The organism is Janibacter cremeus (assembly GCF_029395675.1).
GTDB classification, from domain to species: Bacteria; Actinomycetota; Actinomycetes; order Actinomycetales; family Dermatophilaceae; genus Janibacter; species Janibacter cremeus_A.
The window spans coordinates 517,556-535,046 of the sequence record NZ_CP115184.1; the positions used below are offsets into that span (position 1 = coordinate 517,556).

Annotated in this window: 15 protein-coding genes; 10 read left to right on the plus strand and 5 right to left on the minus strand. The window is 69.9% G+C overall.

Annotated features, from left to right (window positions below; all coding sequences use genetic code 11):
- The first annotated feature begins 18 nt into the window (after positions 1-18).
- The 8 genes from pgeF to O9K63_RS02360 all read left to right on the plus strand — a co-directional run bounded on the left by pgeF (position 19) and on the right by O9K63_RS02360 (position 5,752).
- A complete protein-coding gene (pgeF, locus tag O9K63_RS02325) occupies positions 19-750 on the plus strand; it encodes a peptidoglycan editing factor PgeF (protein WP_277240191.1) in 732 nt (243 codons plus the stop codon).
- Positions 747-1,451 carry a YggS family pyridoxal phosphate-dependent enzyme gene (locus O9K63_RS02330; protein WP_277240192.1) on the plus strand — a complete coding sequence of 235 codons (705 nt, stop codon included), beginning with the start codon at positions 747-749 and terminating at the stop codon, positions 1,449-1,451. The genes pgeF and O9K63_RS02330 overlap by 4 nt, the downstream gene beginning before the upstream one ends.
- A gap of 46 nt (positions 1,452-1,497) precedes the next feature.
- Complete coding sequence (locus tag O9K63_RS02335) at positions 1,498-1,971, plus strand: cell division protein SepF (protein ID WP_277240193.1); 474 nt, start codon at positions 1,498-1,500, stop codon at positions 1,969-1,971.
- Positions 1,972-2,014: 43 nt separating this feature from the next.
- Complete coding sequence (locus O9K63_RS02340; RefSeq protein WP_277240194.1) at positions 2,015-2,290, plus strand: YggT family protein; 276 nt, start codon at positions 2,015-2,017, stop codon at positions 2,288-2,290.
- 73 nt (positions 2,291-2,363) lie between these two features.
- Entirely contained in the window at positions 2,364-3,428 is a 1,065-nt protein-coding gene (locus O9K63_RS02345; protein WP_277240195.1) for a DivIVA domain-containing protein, read from the plus strand.
- A gap of 208 nt (positions 3,429-3,636) precedes the next feature.
- A complete protein-coding gene (locus tag O9K63_RS02350; protein WP_277240196.1) occupies positions 3,637-4,254 on the plus strand; it encodes a TraR/DksA family transcriptional regulator in 618 nt (205 codons plus the stop codon).
- On the plus strand, positions 4,227-4,820 hold the full coding sequence (lspA, locus tag O9K63_RS02355) for a signal peptidase II (protein ID WP_277240197.1): 594 nt from the start codon (positions 4,227-4,229) through the stop codon (positions 4,818-4,820). The genes O9K63_RS02350 and lspA overlap by 28 nt, the downstream gene beginning before the upstream one ends.
- On the plus strand, positions 4,817-5,752 hold the full coding sequence (locus O9K63_RS02360; RefSeq protein WP_277240198.1) for an RluA family pseudouridine synthase: 936 nt from the start codon (positions 4,817-4,819) through the stop codon (positions 5,750-5,752). The genes lspA and O9K63_RS02360 overlap by 4 nt, the downstream gene beginning before the upstream one ends.
- A gap of 4 nt (positions 5,753-5,756) precedes the next feature.
- On the opposite strand, the gene O9K63_RS02365 is transcribed toward O9K63_RS02360, so the two are convergent.
- The 3 genes from O9K63_RS02365 to O9K63_RS02375 form a co-directional block, all read right to left on the minus strand.
- On the minus strand, positions 5,757-5,975 hold the full coding sequence (locus O9K63_RS02365; RefSeq protein ID WP_277240199.1) for a helix-turn-helix domain-containing protein: 219 nt from the start codon (positions 5,973-5,975) through the stop codon (positions 5,757-5,759).
- Positions 5,975-6,532 carry a hypothetical protein gene (locus tag O9K63_RS02370; RefSeq protein WP_277240200.1) on the minus strand — a complete coding sequence of 186 codons (558 nt, stop codon included), beginning with the start codon at positions 6,530-6,532 and terminating at the stop codon, positions 5,975-5,977. The genes O9K63_RS02365 and O9K63_RS02370 overlap by 1 nt, the downstream gene beginning before the upstream one ends.
- Positions 6,533-6,667: 135 nt before the next feature.
- Positions 6,668-8,200, minus strand: a complete 1,533-nt coding sequence (locus O9K63_RS02375; RefSeq protein ID WP_277240201.1) for an AMP-binding protein — start codon at positions 8,198-8,200, stop codon at positions 6,668-6,670.
- A 191-nt stretch (positions 8,201-8,391) separates the two neighbouring features.
- On the opposite strand from O9K63_RS02375, the gene dnaE reads away from it, so the two are divergent.
- Together dnaE and O9K63_RS02385 are read left to right on the plus strand one after the other, a co-directional pair.
- Entirely contained in the window at positions 8,392-13,347 is a 4,956-nt protein-coding gene (gene dnaE, locus O9K63_RS02380) for a DNA polymerase III subunit alpha (RefSeq protein ID WP_277240202.1), read from the plus strand.
- Between the two features lie 32 nt (positions 13,348-13,379).
- Positions 13,380-15,539: a S9 family peptidase gene (locus O9K63_RS02385; protein ID WP_277242238.1), complete on the plus strand. Its 2,160-nt coding sequence runs from the start codon at positions 13,380-13,382 to the stop codon at positions 15,537-15,539.
- Between the two features lie 137 nt (positions 15,540-15,676).
- Here the strand turns inward: O9K63_RS02385 and O9K63_RS02390 are convergent, their stop codons facing one another.
- Both O9K63_RS02390 and O9K63_RS02395 read right to left on the minus strand, forming a co-directional pair.
- Entirely contained in the window at positions 15,677-16,648 is a 972-nt protein-coding gene (locus O9K63_RS02390) for a hypothetical protein (RefSeq protein ID WP_277240204.1), read from the minus strand.
- Between the two features lie 232 nt (positions 16,649-16,880).
- Positions 16,881-17,486, minus strand: a complete 606-nt coding sequence (locus O9K63_RS02395) for a TetR/AcrR family transcriptional regulator (protein WP_277240206.1) — start codon at positions 17,484-17,486, stop codon at positions 16,881-16,883.
- Positions 17,487-17,491: the final 5 nt, after the last annotated feature.

Consider the following 17,491-nt stretch of genomic DNA (forward strand, 5'->3'; position numbering starts at 1 on the left):
CCCGGGAGCGCAGCTGAGGTGTTCCTCTGGCGATCGAGCGCGCCGGGGCCGTTGCAGGCCTTCACCGACCGGCACGACGGGGCGAGTGCCGCCCCCTTCGCCGGGCTCAATCTCGGCGCCCACGTCGGTGACGAGGCCGAGCACGTGGCGACCAACCGGCGCCGCCTCGAGGCGGAGATCGGCATGCCGACGGTGTGGGCGGACCAGGTGCACGGCACCGACGTCATCCACGTCACCGACGAGGTGCTGCGGGGTCCCCGCACGGTCACGGGTGCCGTCGGCACCGCCGACGCCCTCGTCACCACCCTGCCCGGGATCGCGCTGGGCGTCCTCGTCGCCGACTGCACGCCGGTGCTGCTCCACGACGAGCGGGCCGGCGTCGTCGGCGTCGCGCACGCCGGACGCCAGGGCATGACGAAGGGAGTCGTCCCCGCCGTCGTCGCCGCGATGCGCGACCTCGGGGCGAAGGACCTGCGGGCGACCGTGGGTCCATCCGTGTGCGGTCGCTGCTACGAGGTCCCCGCCGCCCTGCGCGAGGAGGCGGCCGCCGTCGCGCCGGTCTCCGCCGCGCTCACCTGGACGGGCACCCCGGCGATCGACGTCGCCGCCGGCGTCGTCGAGCAGCTGGGCACGATGGGCATCCCCGTCGAGTGGGTGCCCGGCTGCGCCCGCGAGGACGAGTCCCTCTACTCCCACCGCCGCGACGGCACGACCGGACGCTTCGCCGGGATCATCGGCCGGCCCGCATGAGCGAGCGCCGGGACGAGCTGGCCCAGGGCCTCGCGGCCGTCGAGGAGCGGATCTCCCGCGCCTGCACGGAGGCGGGACGTCCGCGCGAGGACGTGCACCTCGTCGTGGTCACGAAGTTCTTCCCGCGCACCGACCTCGACCTCCTCGCCTCCCTCGGGGTCACCGACATCGGGGAGAACCGCGAGCAGGAGGCGGCGGCGAAGCTCGCGGAGGGCGGCCCGCCACCCGGGGTGCGCACCCACTACATCGGTCAGCTGCAGTCCAAGAAGGCCAATGCCGTCACCCGCTGGGCCGACGTCGTCCAGTCCGTCGACCGCCCCAAGATCGTCGCTGCCCTCGCCCGGGGAGCCGGCAACGCCGGCCGCGAGCTGACCGTGCTCATCCAGGTGGACCTGGACCCGGACCCCGCCGAGCACCGCGGGGGAGCGCAGCCGGCCGACGTGCCCGCCCTCGCCGACGAGGTCGCGGCGAGCGACTCCCTTCGACTCGGTGGGCTCATGGCCGTGGCGCCCCTCGGCGGGGACCCGGACGAGGCGTTCGCCCGCCTGGCGGCGCTGTCGGAGCACCTGCGGGAGGACCACCCGGAGGCCGACTGGATCTCCGCGGGCATGAGCGGGGACCTCGAGGCGGCAGTGCGCCACGGAGCGACACACCTGCGTGTCGGGACGGCAATCCTCGGAACTCGTCCGCCCCAGCGGTAACTTCGGTACCGACGACGAGGACCCGAAGCTGGTTAAGGATGAGCACATGACGGCACTGCGGAACGCGATGGTCTACCTCGGCCTCGCCGAGGACGACAAGCGGTACGAGGAGTACGACGAGTACGTCGAGGACTACGACGAGCCTGCTCACGACATGGCAGCAGGGGAGCCGTCCGCCGAGGTCACCCCGATCCGACGGGTCCAGGCCGCTCCGGCCGTCCGCGAGGTGGAGGTCACCCAGATGAACCGCATCACCACGATCCACCCGAGCACGTACAACGACGCGCGGGCCATCGGGGAGAGCTTCCGCAGCAACACCCCGGTGATCATGAACCTCTCGGACATGGACGACTCCGACGCCAAGCGTCTCGTCGACTTCGCCGCCGGACTCGTCTTCGGTCTGCACGGCTCGATCGAGCGCGTGACCAACAAGGTCTTCCTGCTCTCCCCGGAGCACATCGAGGTCGACGCCGAGGGCGGCGAGACCCCGCAGACGCGAGGTCTGTTCAACCAGTCCTGACCTGCTCGTCCGCGCCACCGGTGCGGCACATAGGCTTGCGCCCATGCTGATCGTCCGAGAAGTGCTCGACCTCCTGCTCGGCATCTACCTGTACATCCTCATCGGACGACTGATCTTCGAGTGGATCCAGGTCTTCGCCCGTCAGTGGCGGCCCACCGGTGTGGTCCTCGTCGTCGCCGAGGCCATCTACACCGTCACCGACCCGCCGCTCAAGGCCATCCGCAGGGTGGTCCCGCCGCTGCGGCTCGGCGGCGTGGCGATCGACCTCGCCTTCCTCATCCTCATCATCCTGGTCTCGATCCTGCGAGCCATCGTCTAGGCTGAGCGGTGATGCCCGTGCGTGCCCTCGCGCCGTACGTGCCCCGAACTGCCCGATCGCATACGGAGGAAGTATGGCGCTCACGCCCGAGGACGTCCTCAACAAGACCTTCACCCAGACCCAGTTCCGTCGTGGGTACGACGAGCGCGAGGTCGACGACTTCCTGGACGAGGTCGTCGCCGAGATGCGTCGCATGGTCAAGGACTCGGAGGACCTGCGCTCGCGCGCCGGTGACGGTGGCGCCGCGCCTGCGGCGGCCGCGACCGCAGGTGCCGGCAAGCCCGACGAGGCCCTGACCCGGGAGAACCGCGAGCTGCGCAGCCGCCTCGAGAAGGAGACCGCCGCCCGCGCCGAGGCCGAGAAGCGCGCCGCCGAGCTCGAGTCGCGCGGCCCGGCCCGCGACGAGAAGCGGCGCGGTGACTCCGCGAAGGTCGCCTCCGCCGAGGCCGACGCCGACGAGCGCGTCAGCATCGTCAACGCCCGTGCCGACGAGGCCGAGAAGAAGGCCCAGGAGCGCATCGCGGCCGCCAACGCCGCCGCCGAGCGCGCCGAGGCCGAGGCCAAGACCCGCGCGGACAAGGCTGCCGCCCAGCCGGCCGCCGCCTCCGCCGACTCCGACACCAGCGCCGGCGAGATGGCTGCGGCCGCCGGTGGCGGCGCCGGGGCCTCCGGCCTGATCGCCCTGGCCCAGCGCCTGCACGACGAGCACGTCGCCGAGGGCCGGACCCAGCGCGACAAGCTCGTCGCCGAGGCCGAGCGTCAGCACGAGGAGCTCGTCACCAAGGGCCAGAGCAAGCACGACGAGCTCTCCACCTCGGGTCAGAGCAAGCACGACGAGCTGGTCAAGGCCGGCCAGACCAAGCGTGACCAGCTCATCGGCGAGGGCACGAGCCAGCGCGACAAGCTCGTCTCGGACGCGCAGACCAAGTCGGCGTCGCTCGTCAACGAGGCCGAGGCCAAGCGCAAGAAGATCCTCGACGACCTCAACGCGCAGAAGACCAGCCTGGAGACCCGCATCGCCGAGCTGACCACCTACGAGCGCGACTACCGTCGCAAGCTCAAGGACTTCATCTCCGGTCAGCTCAAGGACCTCGAGTCGGCCCCCGCGGTCGCCCCGCAGGAGAGCGCCAAGCACTGATCACGACCCGGCCGGCATCTTCCCGGTCGCGCCCGACGAGAGGCGGCGGTGTCCACCCGGACACCGCCGCCTCCGTCGTCGCCACGCCGGTCGGCGGCGGTGATGAATCGCCGGCTCGTGATCCTGCTCTCACCCGTCAAAAGGACGTACCCTGCGGGCACACCAGGTCCGTGCGCGACGCACGAACCTCCTGATACCGAGGACGGTCATGGCGGCGAAGAAGTCGACGGCCCGCAGCACGGGCGCGAAGAAGGCCACCCCTGCCAAGGGTTCGGCCAGCAGCACGGAGAACGGGACCACGCCGGCGAAGAAGTCCGGCGCGAAGTCCACGTCCGGGGGGAAGAAGCCGGCGAAGAAGGCGAGCACGACGACGCCCGCGAAGAAGTCCACGACGAGGAGCTCGGCAGGCAGGGGCACGACGGCGACCCGGGCCGGACAGCTCGTCGTCCGGGAGGACGAGTCGCCGTGGACGGCCGCGGAGCTGAAGGAGGTCCGCGCGGAGCTCGAGGAGGAGATCGCCCGGCAGCGGGCCGACCTCGAGGCCTCGGAGACCGAGCTGACCGCCTTCCTCAGGGAACCGATCGACGGTGCCGGTGACGACCAGGCCGACGCGGGGGCGAAGTCCTTCGAGCGCGAGCACGAGCTGAGCCTCGTCGCCGGGGCCCGGGCGGGCCTGGAGCAGAACCTCCACGCGCTCGAGCGGCTCGAGGACGGCAGCTACGGGATCTGCGAGTCCTGCGGCAACCCGATCGGCAAGCTTCGACTCCAGGCCTATCCGCGTGCGACCCTGTGCATGACATGCAAGAGCACACAGGAGCGCCGCTGAGCGCCACACAGCCACCGGGGGACGGTGAGACCACCCCGGCGAGATCCCGCGCGCGGATCCTGGCGTGGTACGCCGTCACCGCCATCGTCGTCCTCGGCATCGACCAAGCGAGCAAGGTGTGGGCGCTGCGCACCCTCGACGGGGAGCCGGGGGTCCGCCTGATCGGTGACCTGATCGGCCTGCGCCTCATCCGCAACTCCGGTGCGGCCTTCTCGATCGGGGGGTCGGTCACCTGGGTGATGTCTCTCGTCGCCGTCGCGGTCACCGTGGCGATCCTCGCTGCCGTCCCGCGCATCGGCTCCGTGCGCTGGAGCCTGGCGCTGGGACTGCTGCTCGGAGGCTCGCTGGGCAACCTCTACGACCGCTTCTTCCGCGAGCCGGGCCCGTTGCAGGGTCACGTCATCGACTTCATCGACTACGGCGGTCTCTTCGTCGGCAACGTCGCCGACATCGCCATCGTCGGTGGGGCCGGGCTGCTGCTCTGGCTCGTCTTCACCAACATCGGCATCGACGGCTCGCGTCCGCAGCACGTCGTCGGCCACCGGCACCAAGGAGGAGACCGATGAGTGACGTCCGCAACGTCCTCGTCCCCGAGGGGCTCGAGGGGGAGCGCGTCGATGCCGCCGTGGCGCGTCTCTTCGGCCTCTCCCGCACCCGGGCCGCCGAGCTCGCCGCCGAGGGGCTGGTCGAGATCGACGGCGCCGGCGTCGCGAAGTCCACGCGGGTGACCGCGGGGGCCCGGATCGAGATCGCCCTGCCGGCGGCACCGACCAGCCCCGAGCTGGAGGTCGTCGCCGAACCGGTCCCGGGGATGCGGATCATCCACGACGACGACGACATCGTCGTCGTGGACAAGCCCGTGGGCGTGGCCGCGCACCCGAGCGTCGGCTGGACCGGTCCGACGGTGCTGGGCGGGCTCAAGGCCGCCGGCTACCGGATCACCACCAGCGGCGCCAGCGAGCGGCAGGGGATCGTCTCCCGGCTCGACGTCGGCACGAGCGGGCTGATGGTCGTGTGCAAGAGCGAGTACGCCTACTCCGTGCTCAAGCGGGCCTTCAAGCAGCGCACGGTCGACAAGACCTACCACGCGCTCGTCCAGGGCCTGCCGGACCCGCACGTCGGCACGATCGACGCGCCGATCGGTCGTCACCCGAGCGGCGAGTACAAGTTCGCGGTCATGGACTCCGGCAAGCACGCGGTCACCCACTACGAGCTGATCGAGGCCTTCCGGCACGCGTCCCTGCTCGACGTGACGCTCGAGACCGGACGCACCCACCAGATCAGGGTGCACATGGCCGCCCTTCGCCACCCGTGCGTCGGCGACCCGACCTACGGGGCCGACCCCACCCTGGCCCGCAAGCTCGGGCTCGAGCGGCAGTGGCTGCACGCGATGGGGCTGGGGTTCATCCACCCCGGCACCAACGAGTACGTGTACTTCGAGAGCACCTACCCCGACGACCTGCAGCAGGCGCTCGACCGGCTCGCCGACCTGTCCTGAGGCCTCACCGGCGCACGGAGAACAGGTCGCCGGGCGTGCAGTCGAGGGCGTCGCACAGGGCCGTCAGGGTCGAGAAGCGCACGGCCCGGCCGCGGTTGTTCTTCAGCGCCGAGAGGTTGGCGTGGGTGATCCCGATGCGGCGGCTGAGCTCGGTGACGGTCATCCCGCGGGCCTCGAGCAGCGCGTCGAGGTGGCAGACGACCCGGTGGTCCTCCGGCGGCATCAGATGAGCCCGTCCTGATCCGCCTGCAGCTGGCTGCCGCGGCGCAGGACGAGGGCGACGAAGGACAGCGTCATCGCCCCGACGTAGAGGTACCACCACTGCGTCGTGATCGCTTGGGCGTCCCAATCACCCGCCCGTGCCTGGAGGGCGAGGTTCGTCGCCGGTCGGCGCAGGAGGGACGGGACCAGGAGCATCACGATGACGATCCAGCTCGCGGCCGTGGCCCACCGCGCCGTCGCGCGGGTGAAGACGTCCCCGCGCAGCATCGCCACGACGCACAGCGACAGCAGGACGAGCACGGCCGCGGCGGTGGCCCACTGGAGGACGTCGGCGGCGCGCAGGGTGACGAGCGCCCATCCGGGCAGGTCGGCGGTCGCGACGAGGACGGTCCTCGGCAGCTCGTCCGGGTCCAGGGCCGCCAGCGCCACCACGTCCGCCGACCACCGGTCGGTGACGCTGTGGATGACGTGCACGAGCAGCGCGAGCCCGGCGAGGCCGAAGGCGAAGATCGAGGCGCCGGCGTCGCGCCGCAGCCGGGTGGTGGATGTGCGGGCCATGGGGTCCTCCCTGACGACTACATTGTTCTTCGATGTATCGATAAACAATGTAGCAGAGGTGAGCGAAGGGGGTGGCGCGCCGGCCGAACGCCGGTGCGCCACCCCCTTCGCCCGCGTGGGTCGTGAACCCCCGCGTCAGTTGACCTGGCGGTCGCGCCCCTCCCAGTACGGGGCGCGCAGCTTGAACTTCTGCAGCTTGCCCGTGGCGGTGCGGGCGAGCTCCTCGCGGAACTCGACGGAGGTCGGCGACTTGTAGCCGGCGACGCGCGCCTTGCACCAGGCGATGAGGTCGGCCTCGGTGGCCGTGGACCCCTCGGTCACGACGACGAGGGCCTTGATCGTCTCGCCCCACTTCTCGTCGGGGACGCCGATGACGGCGACCTCGGTGACGTCCGGGTGGGAGAAGAGGACGTCCTCGACCTCGACGGAGGCGACGTTCTCACCGCCGGTGATGATGACGTCCTTCTTGCGGTCGCTGATCGTGACGTACCCGTCGTCCTCGATGTAGCCACCGTCACCGGTGTGGAACCAGCCGCCCTCGAAGGTCCGCTCGGTCTCCTCGGGGAGGTTCCAGTAGCCCTCCATGATGACGTTGCTCTTCGCCAGGACCTCCCCGGACTCCGACACCGACATCTCGACTCCGAGCGCGGGCATCCCGGCCCGCACGAGCTTGCCGGCGCGCTCCTCGGGCGGAAGGTCGTCCCACTCGGCGCGGGTGGTGTTGATCGTCAGCAGGGGCGAGGTCTCGGTGAGGCCGTAGATCTGCTGGAACTCCCAGCCGAGCTCGGTCTCGACGCGGGCGATCGTCTGCGTGGGCGGCGGGGCGCCGGCGACGATGATGCGCACCCGGTCACGGCCGGGGATCTCGCCCTCCCACTCGGCCGCCGCCGCCAGGACGGCGTTGACCACGGCGGGTGCGGCGCACATGACGGTGACGCCGTGCTCCTGGACCCGCCGCAGGATCTCCGCGCCGTCGATCTTGCGGATGACGACGTGCTGGGCACCGACGCCGGTCATGGCGAAGGGCATGCCCCAGCCGTTGGCGTGGAACATCGGCAGCGTGTGCAGGTAGACGTCACGGTCGCCGATGCCGGCGTGCAGGCCGAAGGTGACCGCGTTGACCCAGATGTTGCGGTGGGTGATCTGCACTCCCTTGGGGCGGGCCGTCGTGCCGGAGGTGTAGTTGATCGTCGCGACGGCGTTCTCGTCGGGCTCCCAGGGGCGCGGGTCCGCGGCCGCGATCTCCTCCTCGGTACCGAAGAGGTGCTCGTCGTCACCGAGGACGAAGGTGTGCTCGGCCTGCACCTCGTCGATGAGGGAGGTCAGCTCGGGGTCGATGTACAGGACGCGGGCGCCGGAGTGCTCGACGATGAACTTCACCTCCTCGGGCGCGAGGCGGAAGTTGATCGGCACCAGGACCCGTCCGGAGCCGGCGACACCGAAGAAGCTCGTCAGCAGGCGGGCGGAGTTGTGCGAGACGACGGCGATCCGGTCGCCGACCTCGATGCCGAGGGAGTCCAGGTGCGCGGCCTGGGCCCGGGCCAGCTGGCGCATCCGTGCGTAGGTCACGCCCTCGAGCGGCGGCGCCGGCTGGTCCGGCTCGTCCACGACGGCGGTGCGCTCGCCGTAGACCTTCGCGGCGCGGTCGAGGAAGTGGTTCACGGACATGGGGACGAACATCCTCAGGGCCTCCTGTGGCTGGCGACGGTGTCTCCTCCGACGGTAGACCCACCGCTGACGGGGGAGAAGGAAGGAGGGTAGCGGCGCGGCGAGCGGCTCGTGGTACGCGATCGGCGGCCGGTCGCGCCACTCGTCGGGCAGGGACCGAGTTGTCCCTGGCTCGGCCTAGACTCGGGGCGATGTCCGAGCTGCCGCGTTCCGAGAACTTCGTCCACCTGCACAACCACACCGAGTACTCCATGCTCGATGGGGCTGCCCGGATCACGGACATGTTCTCCACCGCCCAGGAGATGGGCATGCCGGCGATCGCGACGACCGACCACGGCTACCTCTTCGGTGCCCACGAGTTCTGGAAGACGGCGCAGTCCTACGACGTCAAGCCGATCATCGGCCTCGAGGCCTATGTCGCGCCCGGCCACACCAGCCGCAAGGACAAGACGCGGGTGAAGTGGGGCGACGAGCGCACCCGCAAGGGCGACGACGTCTCCGGTGGTGGCGCCTACACCCACATGACGCTGCTGGCGCGCAACAACACCGGGATGCACAACCTCTTCCGCATGGACTCGATGGCCTCCCTGGACTCGGTGTACGCCAAGTGGCCGCGGCTGGACCGCGAGCTGCTGTCGCAGTACGGCGAGGGGCTCATCGCGACGACCGGCTGCCCCTCCGGCGAGATCCAGACGCGGCTGCGCCTGGGTCAGTACGACAAGGCGATCGAGGCCGCCTCGGAGTTCCGCGACATCTTCGGCAGGGAGCACTACTTCCTCGAGCTGATGGACCACGGCAACCAGATCGAGCGCCGGGTGCGCGAGGACCTGATGCGCCTGGCGAGGGACCTGCAGCTGCCGCTCCTGGCGACGAACGACCTGCACTACGTCAAGCAGGAGGACTACATCGCCCAGGACGCGCTCCTGTGCATCAACTCCGGCTCGACGCTGCTCGACCCCGACCGGTTCTCCTTCGAGGGCGATGGCTACTACCTGAAGTCCCCGGCGGAGATGCGCCGGTTGTGGCGCGAGCTGCCGGAGGCCTGCGACAACACGCTGCTCGTCGCCGACATGTGCGAGGTCTCCTTCACGGAGGGGGAAGGGCGGTACATGCCGCGCTTCGACGTCCCACCGGGGGAGGACGAGCAGTCGTGGTTCGTCAAGGAGGTGCAGACCGGGCTGGGTCGGCGCTTCCCGGACGGGATCCCGGAGTACGCGCAGAAGCAGGCGGACTACGAGGTGGGGGTCATCGCGGGCAAGGGGTACCCGGGGTACTTCCTCGTCGTCGCCGACTTCATCAACTGGGCGAAGGACAACGGCATCCGGGTGGGGCCGGGCCGTGGCTCCGGTGCCGGGTCGATGTGCGCCTACGCGATGGGGATCACCGACCTCGACCCGATCCCCCACGGGCTGATCTTCGAGCGCTTCCTCAACCCGGAGCGACAGTCGATGCCCGACTTCGACGTCGACTTCGACGAGCGTCGCCGCGCCGAGGTCATCCAGTACGTCACGGACAAGTACGGCGACGAGCGAGTGGCGATGATCGCCACCTACGGCACGATCAAGGCCAAGCAGGCCGTCAAGGACGCCGCCCGGGTCATGGGCCACCCCTTCTCCGTCGGCGAGCAGCTGACCAAGGCGATGCCCGCCGACGTCATGGGCAAGGGCGTCCCGCTGAACAAGATGTACGACCCGCAGCACGAGCGCTACAACGAGGGCCAGGAGTTCCGCGACCTCGTCCAGAGCGAGAAGCACCTCGGCGAGATCGTCGAGACCGCCAAGGGCCTGGAGGGCCTGAAGCGGCAGTGGGGTGTGCACGCGGCCGGCGTCATCATGTCCAGCGAGCCGCTGATCGACGTCATCCCGATCATGCGTCGCCTGCAGGACGGCCAGGTGCTCACCCAGTTCGACTACCCGACGTGCGAGACGCTCGGGCTGGTCAAGATGGACTTCCTGGGCCTGCGCAACCTCACGATCCTCGACGACGCCCTGATCAACATCAAGAGCAACCGCGACGAGGAGATCGACCTCGACGCCCTGAGCAAGGACATGACCGACGAGGCGACCTACCGCCTCCTCGGTCGTGGCGACACCCTCGGCGTCTTCCAGCTCGACGGCGGCGGCATGCGCACGCTGCTGCGACTGATGCAGCCGGACAACTTCGAGGACATCTCCGCCGCCCTCGCGCTGTACCGACCCGGCCCGATGGGCGTGAACGCGCACACGAACTTCGCGTTGCGCAAGAACGGCCGTCAGGAGGTCGTCCCGCTCGACCCGCAGCTGAAGGGCAAGCTGCAGCCGCAGATGGTCGAGGCGCTCGAGCCGATCCTGGGCACGACGCACGGTTTGTGCGTCGCGGGGGAGACGCCGATCATCGACGCCGACTCCGGGGAGCGGGTACGAGTCGACGCGCTGGAGCAGAGAGTCCGTGACGGCTTCTTCACCTTTGGCGTGGACGACACCGGCGCCGTCGTGCGCCGACGGGTGACGCACTGGTGGCAGATGCCACCCAAGAAGGTGCTCACCGTGGTCACCTCCTCGGGCCAGAGGATGCGGCTGTCGGCCGACCACAAGGTGCTCACCCCCCGGGGGTGGATCCCTGCTGGGCAACTCGTGGCAGGCGTCGACCGGATCGCCCGTCCACGTGACGAGCAGGAGTGGACTTCGCCCTCGACGGTCACCCCGGATGAGGCTGCACTGCTGGGTTACCTCGTATCGGACGGTTACATCACGCTGTACGAGAACACATTCATCAGCTCCACGCCCGAGTTGCGCCAGGAGGTGTCCCGGCTGTGTTTGGCGCTCTTCGACGACACGTTCCCGGTCGAGGACTGCCTGGACCGGCGGGCGCCGCGCGTACGTCTGGCCGCGGCTCCTGGAGGGAGTGGCAACGGAGGCAACCCCACGAGAGGCTGCTTCACCGCCATCGGAGTCAACCGATGGTTGCGCGAGCTCGGCTACGCAGGAAAGACGACCTCAGGTCACAAGTTCGTCCCCGAGCAGATGAAGCGTGCGAGCCTCGAGGCACGCACACGCCTGCTCGCCGCTCTTTGGGACGGGGACGGCCACGTGGGGTCGAAGTTGGCCTTCTACAAGACGATCAGCATGCAGCTCGCCGAGGACGTGCAGGAGGTCCTGTCGGGTCTGGGCATCCCGTCTCGGCTGAAGCACACTGACAGTTACCTGTCGCAACGTCACGGCATCCAAGACGTGTGGACGGTGCACGTGTACGACGAGCGCTTCTGGCAGCTCATCGTGCCTGCCATGGTCCACCAGGCCAAGGTCTCGCCACGGGCCGAACTGCACACGGCATCTCGTAGCCGCGGCATCGATTGGGAGCACATGCTCGTCCGTGCCGGTGATGTCGTGCGGTCGGACCCCGCACTGTCGACGCGCACGCACCGAACCATGGCGCACGGCCCGGCCACCCTGCCGGCGCTTCGTCGCCACCTATGGCGTCAGGACCGCGTCGACTCCCCGAAGACCACCCATCCGCTCTTCGACGGATCCTTCCTCTACCCCTTAAACGAGACTTCGCGTGCCTACCTCGATGCCATGGGGACGCCCGAGGACCACTTCGCCGCGTCTCTGGACTGGAACCGCGTGGTGGAGATCCGTGTCGGGGACGAGGAGCCCGTCTACGACATCACGGTCGAGGACGTCCACAACTTCGTCTCCAGCGGCATGGTGCTGTCGAACTGCATCTACCAGGAGCAGGTCATGGAGATCGCGCAGAAGCTCGCGGGGTACACCCTGGGCAATGCCGACCTCCTCCGCCGCGCGATGGGCAAGAAGAAGAAGGAGGTCCTCGACAAGGAGTACGTGCCCTTCTCCGAGGGGATGAAGGCCAACGGCTACAACGAGGCCTCGGTCGCCGCGCTGTGGGGCGTCCTCGTTCCCTTCTCCGACTACGCCTTCAACAAGGCGCACACCGCCGCCTACGGTCTCGTCTCGTACTGGACGGCCTACCTCAAGGCGAACTACCCGGCTGAGTACATGGCGGCCCTGCTGACCTCCGTCGGTGACGACAAGGACAAGTCGGCGCTCTACCTCAACGAGTGCCGTCGCATGGGCATCAAGGTGCTGCCGCCGTCGGTCAACGAGTCCGAGGGGCCCTTCGCCGCCGTCGGCGAGGACATCCGCTTCGGGCTGCTCGCGATCCGCAACGTCGGCCGCAACGTCGTCGACGCGATCATCGCCACCCGCGAGGAGAAGGGGGCGTTCACCTCCTTCGACGACTTCCTCGCCAAGTGCCCGGCAGTGGTGTGCAACAAGCGCACCATCGAGTCGCTGATCATGGCCGGCGCCTTCGACGACCTCGACCACCCTCGCCAGGGCCTGGTCATGGTCCACGAGGAGTACGTCGAGGCCTTCGTCGGCGTCAAGCGCCAGGAGGCCGTCGGCCAGGACTCGCTGTGGGACATGTTCGGCGGGGACGAGGCCGCCGACGACGGTCCCGGGTCCGGCATCGAGGGGATGGGCCTCCGGGCGATCCCCGATGTCGAGTGGGACAAGAAGGCCAAGCTCGCCAACGAGCGCGACATGCTCGGGCTCTACGTCTCCGACCACCCGCTCTTCGGCGTCGAGCACGTGCTCCAGCGCGCCGCGGACACCTCCATCGCGACGCTGACCCAGTCCGACAACGGCGTGAAGGAGAACAGCCACGTCACCATCGCCGGGCTCGTCACCGGGCTGAGCGTCAAGCGCACCAAGAAGGGCGACCTGTGGGCCATCGCGACCGTCGAGGACCTCGAGGGAGCGATCGAGTGCCTGTTCTTCCCCAAGACCTACCTGACGGTGCAGACGATGCTCACCCAGGACATCGTCGCCGTCGTGCGCGGCCGGGTGAACGTGCGCGACGACTCCGTCTCCCTCTACGCGGAGGACCTGAAGATCCCCGAGCTCACCGACGGGCCCCGCGGCCCGGTCGTGCTCACGCTCGACTACGCCCGCGCGACCACCGGGCGGATCGAGGAGGTCAAGCAGGTGCTCTCGCAGCACCCGGGCAGCACCGACGTGCAGATCAAGCTCATCCAGCCCGGGCGGTCGGTGACGATGTCCGTCGACGCCAGCTACCGGGTCGAGCCCAGCGAGGCGCTCATCGGCGACCTCAAGGTCATCCTCGGCGCCCGGGCGGTGTCGGCGTGAGTGACGCGACGAGCAACCAAGGAGCCCACGAGATGACGCAGAGCCAGGCGCACGCGACCCCGCCAGTGCCGGAGAAACGCGAGCACGTGCGCAGCCACCACGGGGACGACGTCGTCGACCCCTACGAGTGGATGCGCGACGGCGAGGACCCCGACGTCCTGGCGCACCTCGAGGCGGAGAACGCCTATGCCGAGGCCACGACGGCGCACCTGGGCCCCCTTCGCCAACGGCTCTTCGACGAGATCAAGGAGCGCACCCTCGAGACCGACCTGTCCGTCCCCATCGCCTCGGGGCCGTGGTGGTACTACGCCCGCACGGTCGAGGGCCAGCAGTACGCGATCCACTGCCGCGCGCCGTTGACCGACGCCACTGCCGTGCCCGAGCTCGACCCGAGCCGGCCGCTGCCCGGCGAGGTCGTCCTCCTCGACGGCAACGCGCTCGCGGAGGGGCACGAGTTCTTCTCCCTCGGCGGGCTCGATGTCAGCCACGACCACTCCCGTCTCGCCTACGCGGTCGACGTCACCGGCGACGAGCGCTTCGACGTGCGCGTCGTCGACATCGCCTCCGGTGAGGTCCTCGACGAGGCGATCAGCGGGGCGGGGTACGGCCTGGCGTTCTCCCGCGACGGCGACCACCTCTTCCACGTCGCGGTCGACGAGGCCTGGCGACCGCACGAGGTGTGGCGCCACGCGGTCGGCACGCCCCGCGAGGACGACGTGCTCGTGCACCGTGAGGAGGACGAGCGGTTCTGGATGGGTCTGGGTACCAGCCGGGACGACCGCTGGATCGTGCTGGGCCTGGGGTCGAAGACGACCTCGGAGGTGCACCTCATCGACGCCACCGACCCGACGGCACCGGCACGCTGCGTCGCGCCGCGCCGCGATGGCGTCGACTACGACGTCGAGCCCGCCGCCGACCACCTGCTCATCGTGCACAACGAACGCCAGCCCGAGGGTGACCTCGCCTGGGCGCCGCTCGACGCGACTGGTCCCGAGCAGTGGCAGCCGCTGCTGCAGCGCGGGGAGGACGAGCGCTTCATCGGCGTCGATGCCTTCGACGACTTCGCCGTCCTGTCGCTGCGTGCCGGCGGTCTGCCGGCGCTGCGGATCCTGCCGCGGGTCGAGGGCGGGGGACGGTCGACACCGTTCTCCCCGAGCGACTACGGGGACCCGGTCGACGTCACCTTCGACGACGAGCTGCACTCCGTCGCCCTGGGCCCGATCGCCGAGCCCGGCACCGACCGGATCCGCGTCCTGCACGAGTCCTGGGTCAGCCCCCGCTCCGTCCTGGACGTCGTCGTGGCGACCGGCGAACGCATCGTCCTCAAGCGCCAGCCGGTCCTCGGGGGAGTCGACCTCGACGACTACGAGCAGAAGCGCACCTGGGCGACGGCCCCGGACGGCACGCGGGTGCCCGTCTCCCTCGTCATGCGGCGCGGCACCCGGGCCGACGGGACCAACCCCGGGCTGCTCTACGGGTACGGCAGCTACGAGATGAGCTTCGACCCCTACTTCTCCATCGCCCGGCTCTCCCTGCTCGACCGCGGGGTCGTCTACGCCGTCGCGCACGTGCGCGGTGGCGGCGAGCTCGGCCGGCACTGGTACGACGACGGCAAGATGCTGCACAAGCGCAACACCTTCACCGACTTCGTGGCGGCCGCGGAGCACCTCCACGACAGCGGCTGGGTCGCGCGGGACCGCCTGGCGGCCGAAGGGGGGTCCGCCGGCGGTCTCCTCGTGGGCGCCGCGACGAACCTCGCGCCCGACCGCTTCGCGGCGGTGCTGGCGGCCGTGCCCTTCGTCGACACCCTGACGACGATCCTGCGCCCGGACCTGCCGCTGACGGTGCAGGAGTGGGAGGAGTGGGGGGACCCGCTGCACGACCCCGAGGTGTACGCGTACATGCGCGGCTACACCCCGTACGAGAACATCGCCGCCGTCGAGTACCCGGCGGTCCTCGCCACGACCTCGCTGCACGACACCCGCGTGTACTTCACCGAGCCCGCGAAGTGGGTGGCCCGCCTGCGCGAGGTGACCGCCCACGACGAGCAGCGCCCGATCCTGCTGCGCACCGAGATGAGCGCCGGGCACGGTGGCCGCTCGGGGCGCTACGACGCCTGGGAGCAGGCCGCCTGGGAGTGGGCCTGGGTCCTCGACCGGATTGGGGCGACCGAGCCGGTGACCCGAGCCTGAGGGTTCGCCGGAGCGAGCACCTGTCCTGGGTCTCTCGGCGCCACTGTGTCTGCCGCCGAGCGATTCCTGTCCCCATTCGAAGAGGAAACGCGGCCGCCATGTCGCGATGCTTCTTCGAATGACGACGTGAGAGCGCGCTACCGATGATCCCGCCGGGCGCTCAGGAGCCGGTGTGCCTCCACCACCTGGTCGATGAAGGCATCGCGATGCAACCGGAGACCGATGAGGTTCATGCGCAGGATGACGTCACCGCCCATGGTGATGGCGTTCCCGCGAAGGTGGTCGAAGGTGACCTCGAGTCCTTCGGAGTGTGCTGCGCCGTCGATCTCCAGAGCGAGGCCGATGTCCTCCCAGCCCACGTCGAGGTACCTGACGCGGCCATCGATACGCCGGAGTGCCTGACGTGTCGGGGTGGGGAGGCCACGTCGGCGCAGCAGGGGCACGATCTCGAGCTCGCCGAGCGATTGGGCCCCGTCCGCGATGTCATCGACGAGTCGCGTGACGAGGGAACGACGCCTGCGGCCCGGATACTGGGCGTGGGCCTCGCGTAGGTGCGCCGCCGTGGTGATGCGCTGCTGGGTCGGGAGGACGAGGAAGAGCGCGGCCTGACGGTCGGACACCGCCCACTGGGCTGCTCGCAGCGCAGCGAGTGCCGGAGTGGTCCGGGGCAGACCGGGCAGCTCGGAGTCTCCGGGTATCCGTCGGGACACCTTGTGCTGGACCACGCCGTCGATGGCACGCACCTGGCACAGGTGGTGCAGCGAGACGTGGACGATCTGGTCGCTGAGACCTGTGACGCCGGCCAGTTGGAGGCTGGTGACCCCGTCGACTCGGGCATCCCCGACGCTCTCGTGGACAGCTCGCCACGCCAGGGCGAGGGATGACAGCGCCCCGGTGTGCAGAGCAACGGTCTGACGACCGTGCAGCTGCCACCGACCGGCTCGAACCTGACTTGCCACGCGGTCCCTTCCCACACCGAGTGCGCGCAGCTGCGTACGGGAGAGCACTCCGTCGCTGGCGTCCGCTGCCTCGAGCGCACGCTCCCTCAGCAGTGCGCTGAGCCGACTGCGGCTGAGTTGCTCCATGCCGGAGGGCTGCTGGTGCTCCATGCCGGAAGACTGCTGCGATCGGTGGGCCGCGGGGCCTTGCACGGCCATGGTGTGGACAAGGAGCGATTGACTGACGAACGTGTGCGCGAGTCCGATGACTCGTGGGTGGGTCTTCCCCATTCGAAGAAGGAACGCGACCCACAGGTCGCCTTCCTTCTTCGAACGGCCAAGGTCAGCACGAGCCGGTCGACCTGCGTGACCGAGCCGCCGTGCGACCGGCCAGCCAGCGGCCTCAGTCGGCGAAGCCCAGCTCGGTCGCGAGTATGCGCGACCACGTGCGCACGACCCGACGGCGACGCTTGGAGTCGTCGGTGAGCAGGTCGGCCAGGGCGAGGCCGCGGGCGATGTCCAGGGTGGTCTGGATCAGGGTGCGCACGTGCGGGTCGGAGTCGTCGACACCGAGGTGGGCGACGGCCAGGTCGTGGACGGACCGGGCGAATCGGCGCTCCAGGGGGGCGATGACCTCGCGGACCTGCTCGTCGGCGGCTGCCGCGGTCCAGGCGTGCAGGGCCGCCCGGAACAGCTCGCCGTTGTACGTCTCGACGAGGGTCTCGACGACCGCGTGGACGCGCGCAGGACCGTCACCGGTCGGCGCGGGCAGTTGCTCGACGCGGGTCGCGCGCTCCTGGAACATGTACTCCAGGGCTGCGACGACCAACGCCTCCCGGGTGGGGAAGTGGTGCTGGAGCGCTCCGCGACTGATCCCCGCCGCGTCGGCGATGACCGAGACCGTGGCCGCGGTCCACCCACGCTCGGCGAGACAGTGCACGGTGGCCTCGAGCAGCCGCTGCCGGGTGGCCCGACTGCGGTCCTGCTTCGGCTCGGTCGTCGTGCGCATCGCGC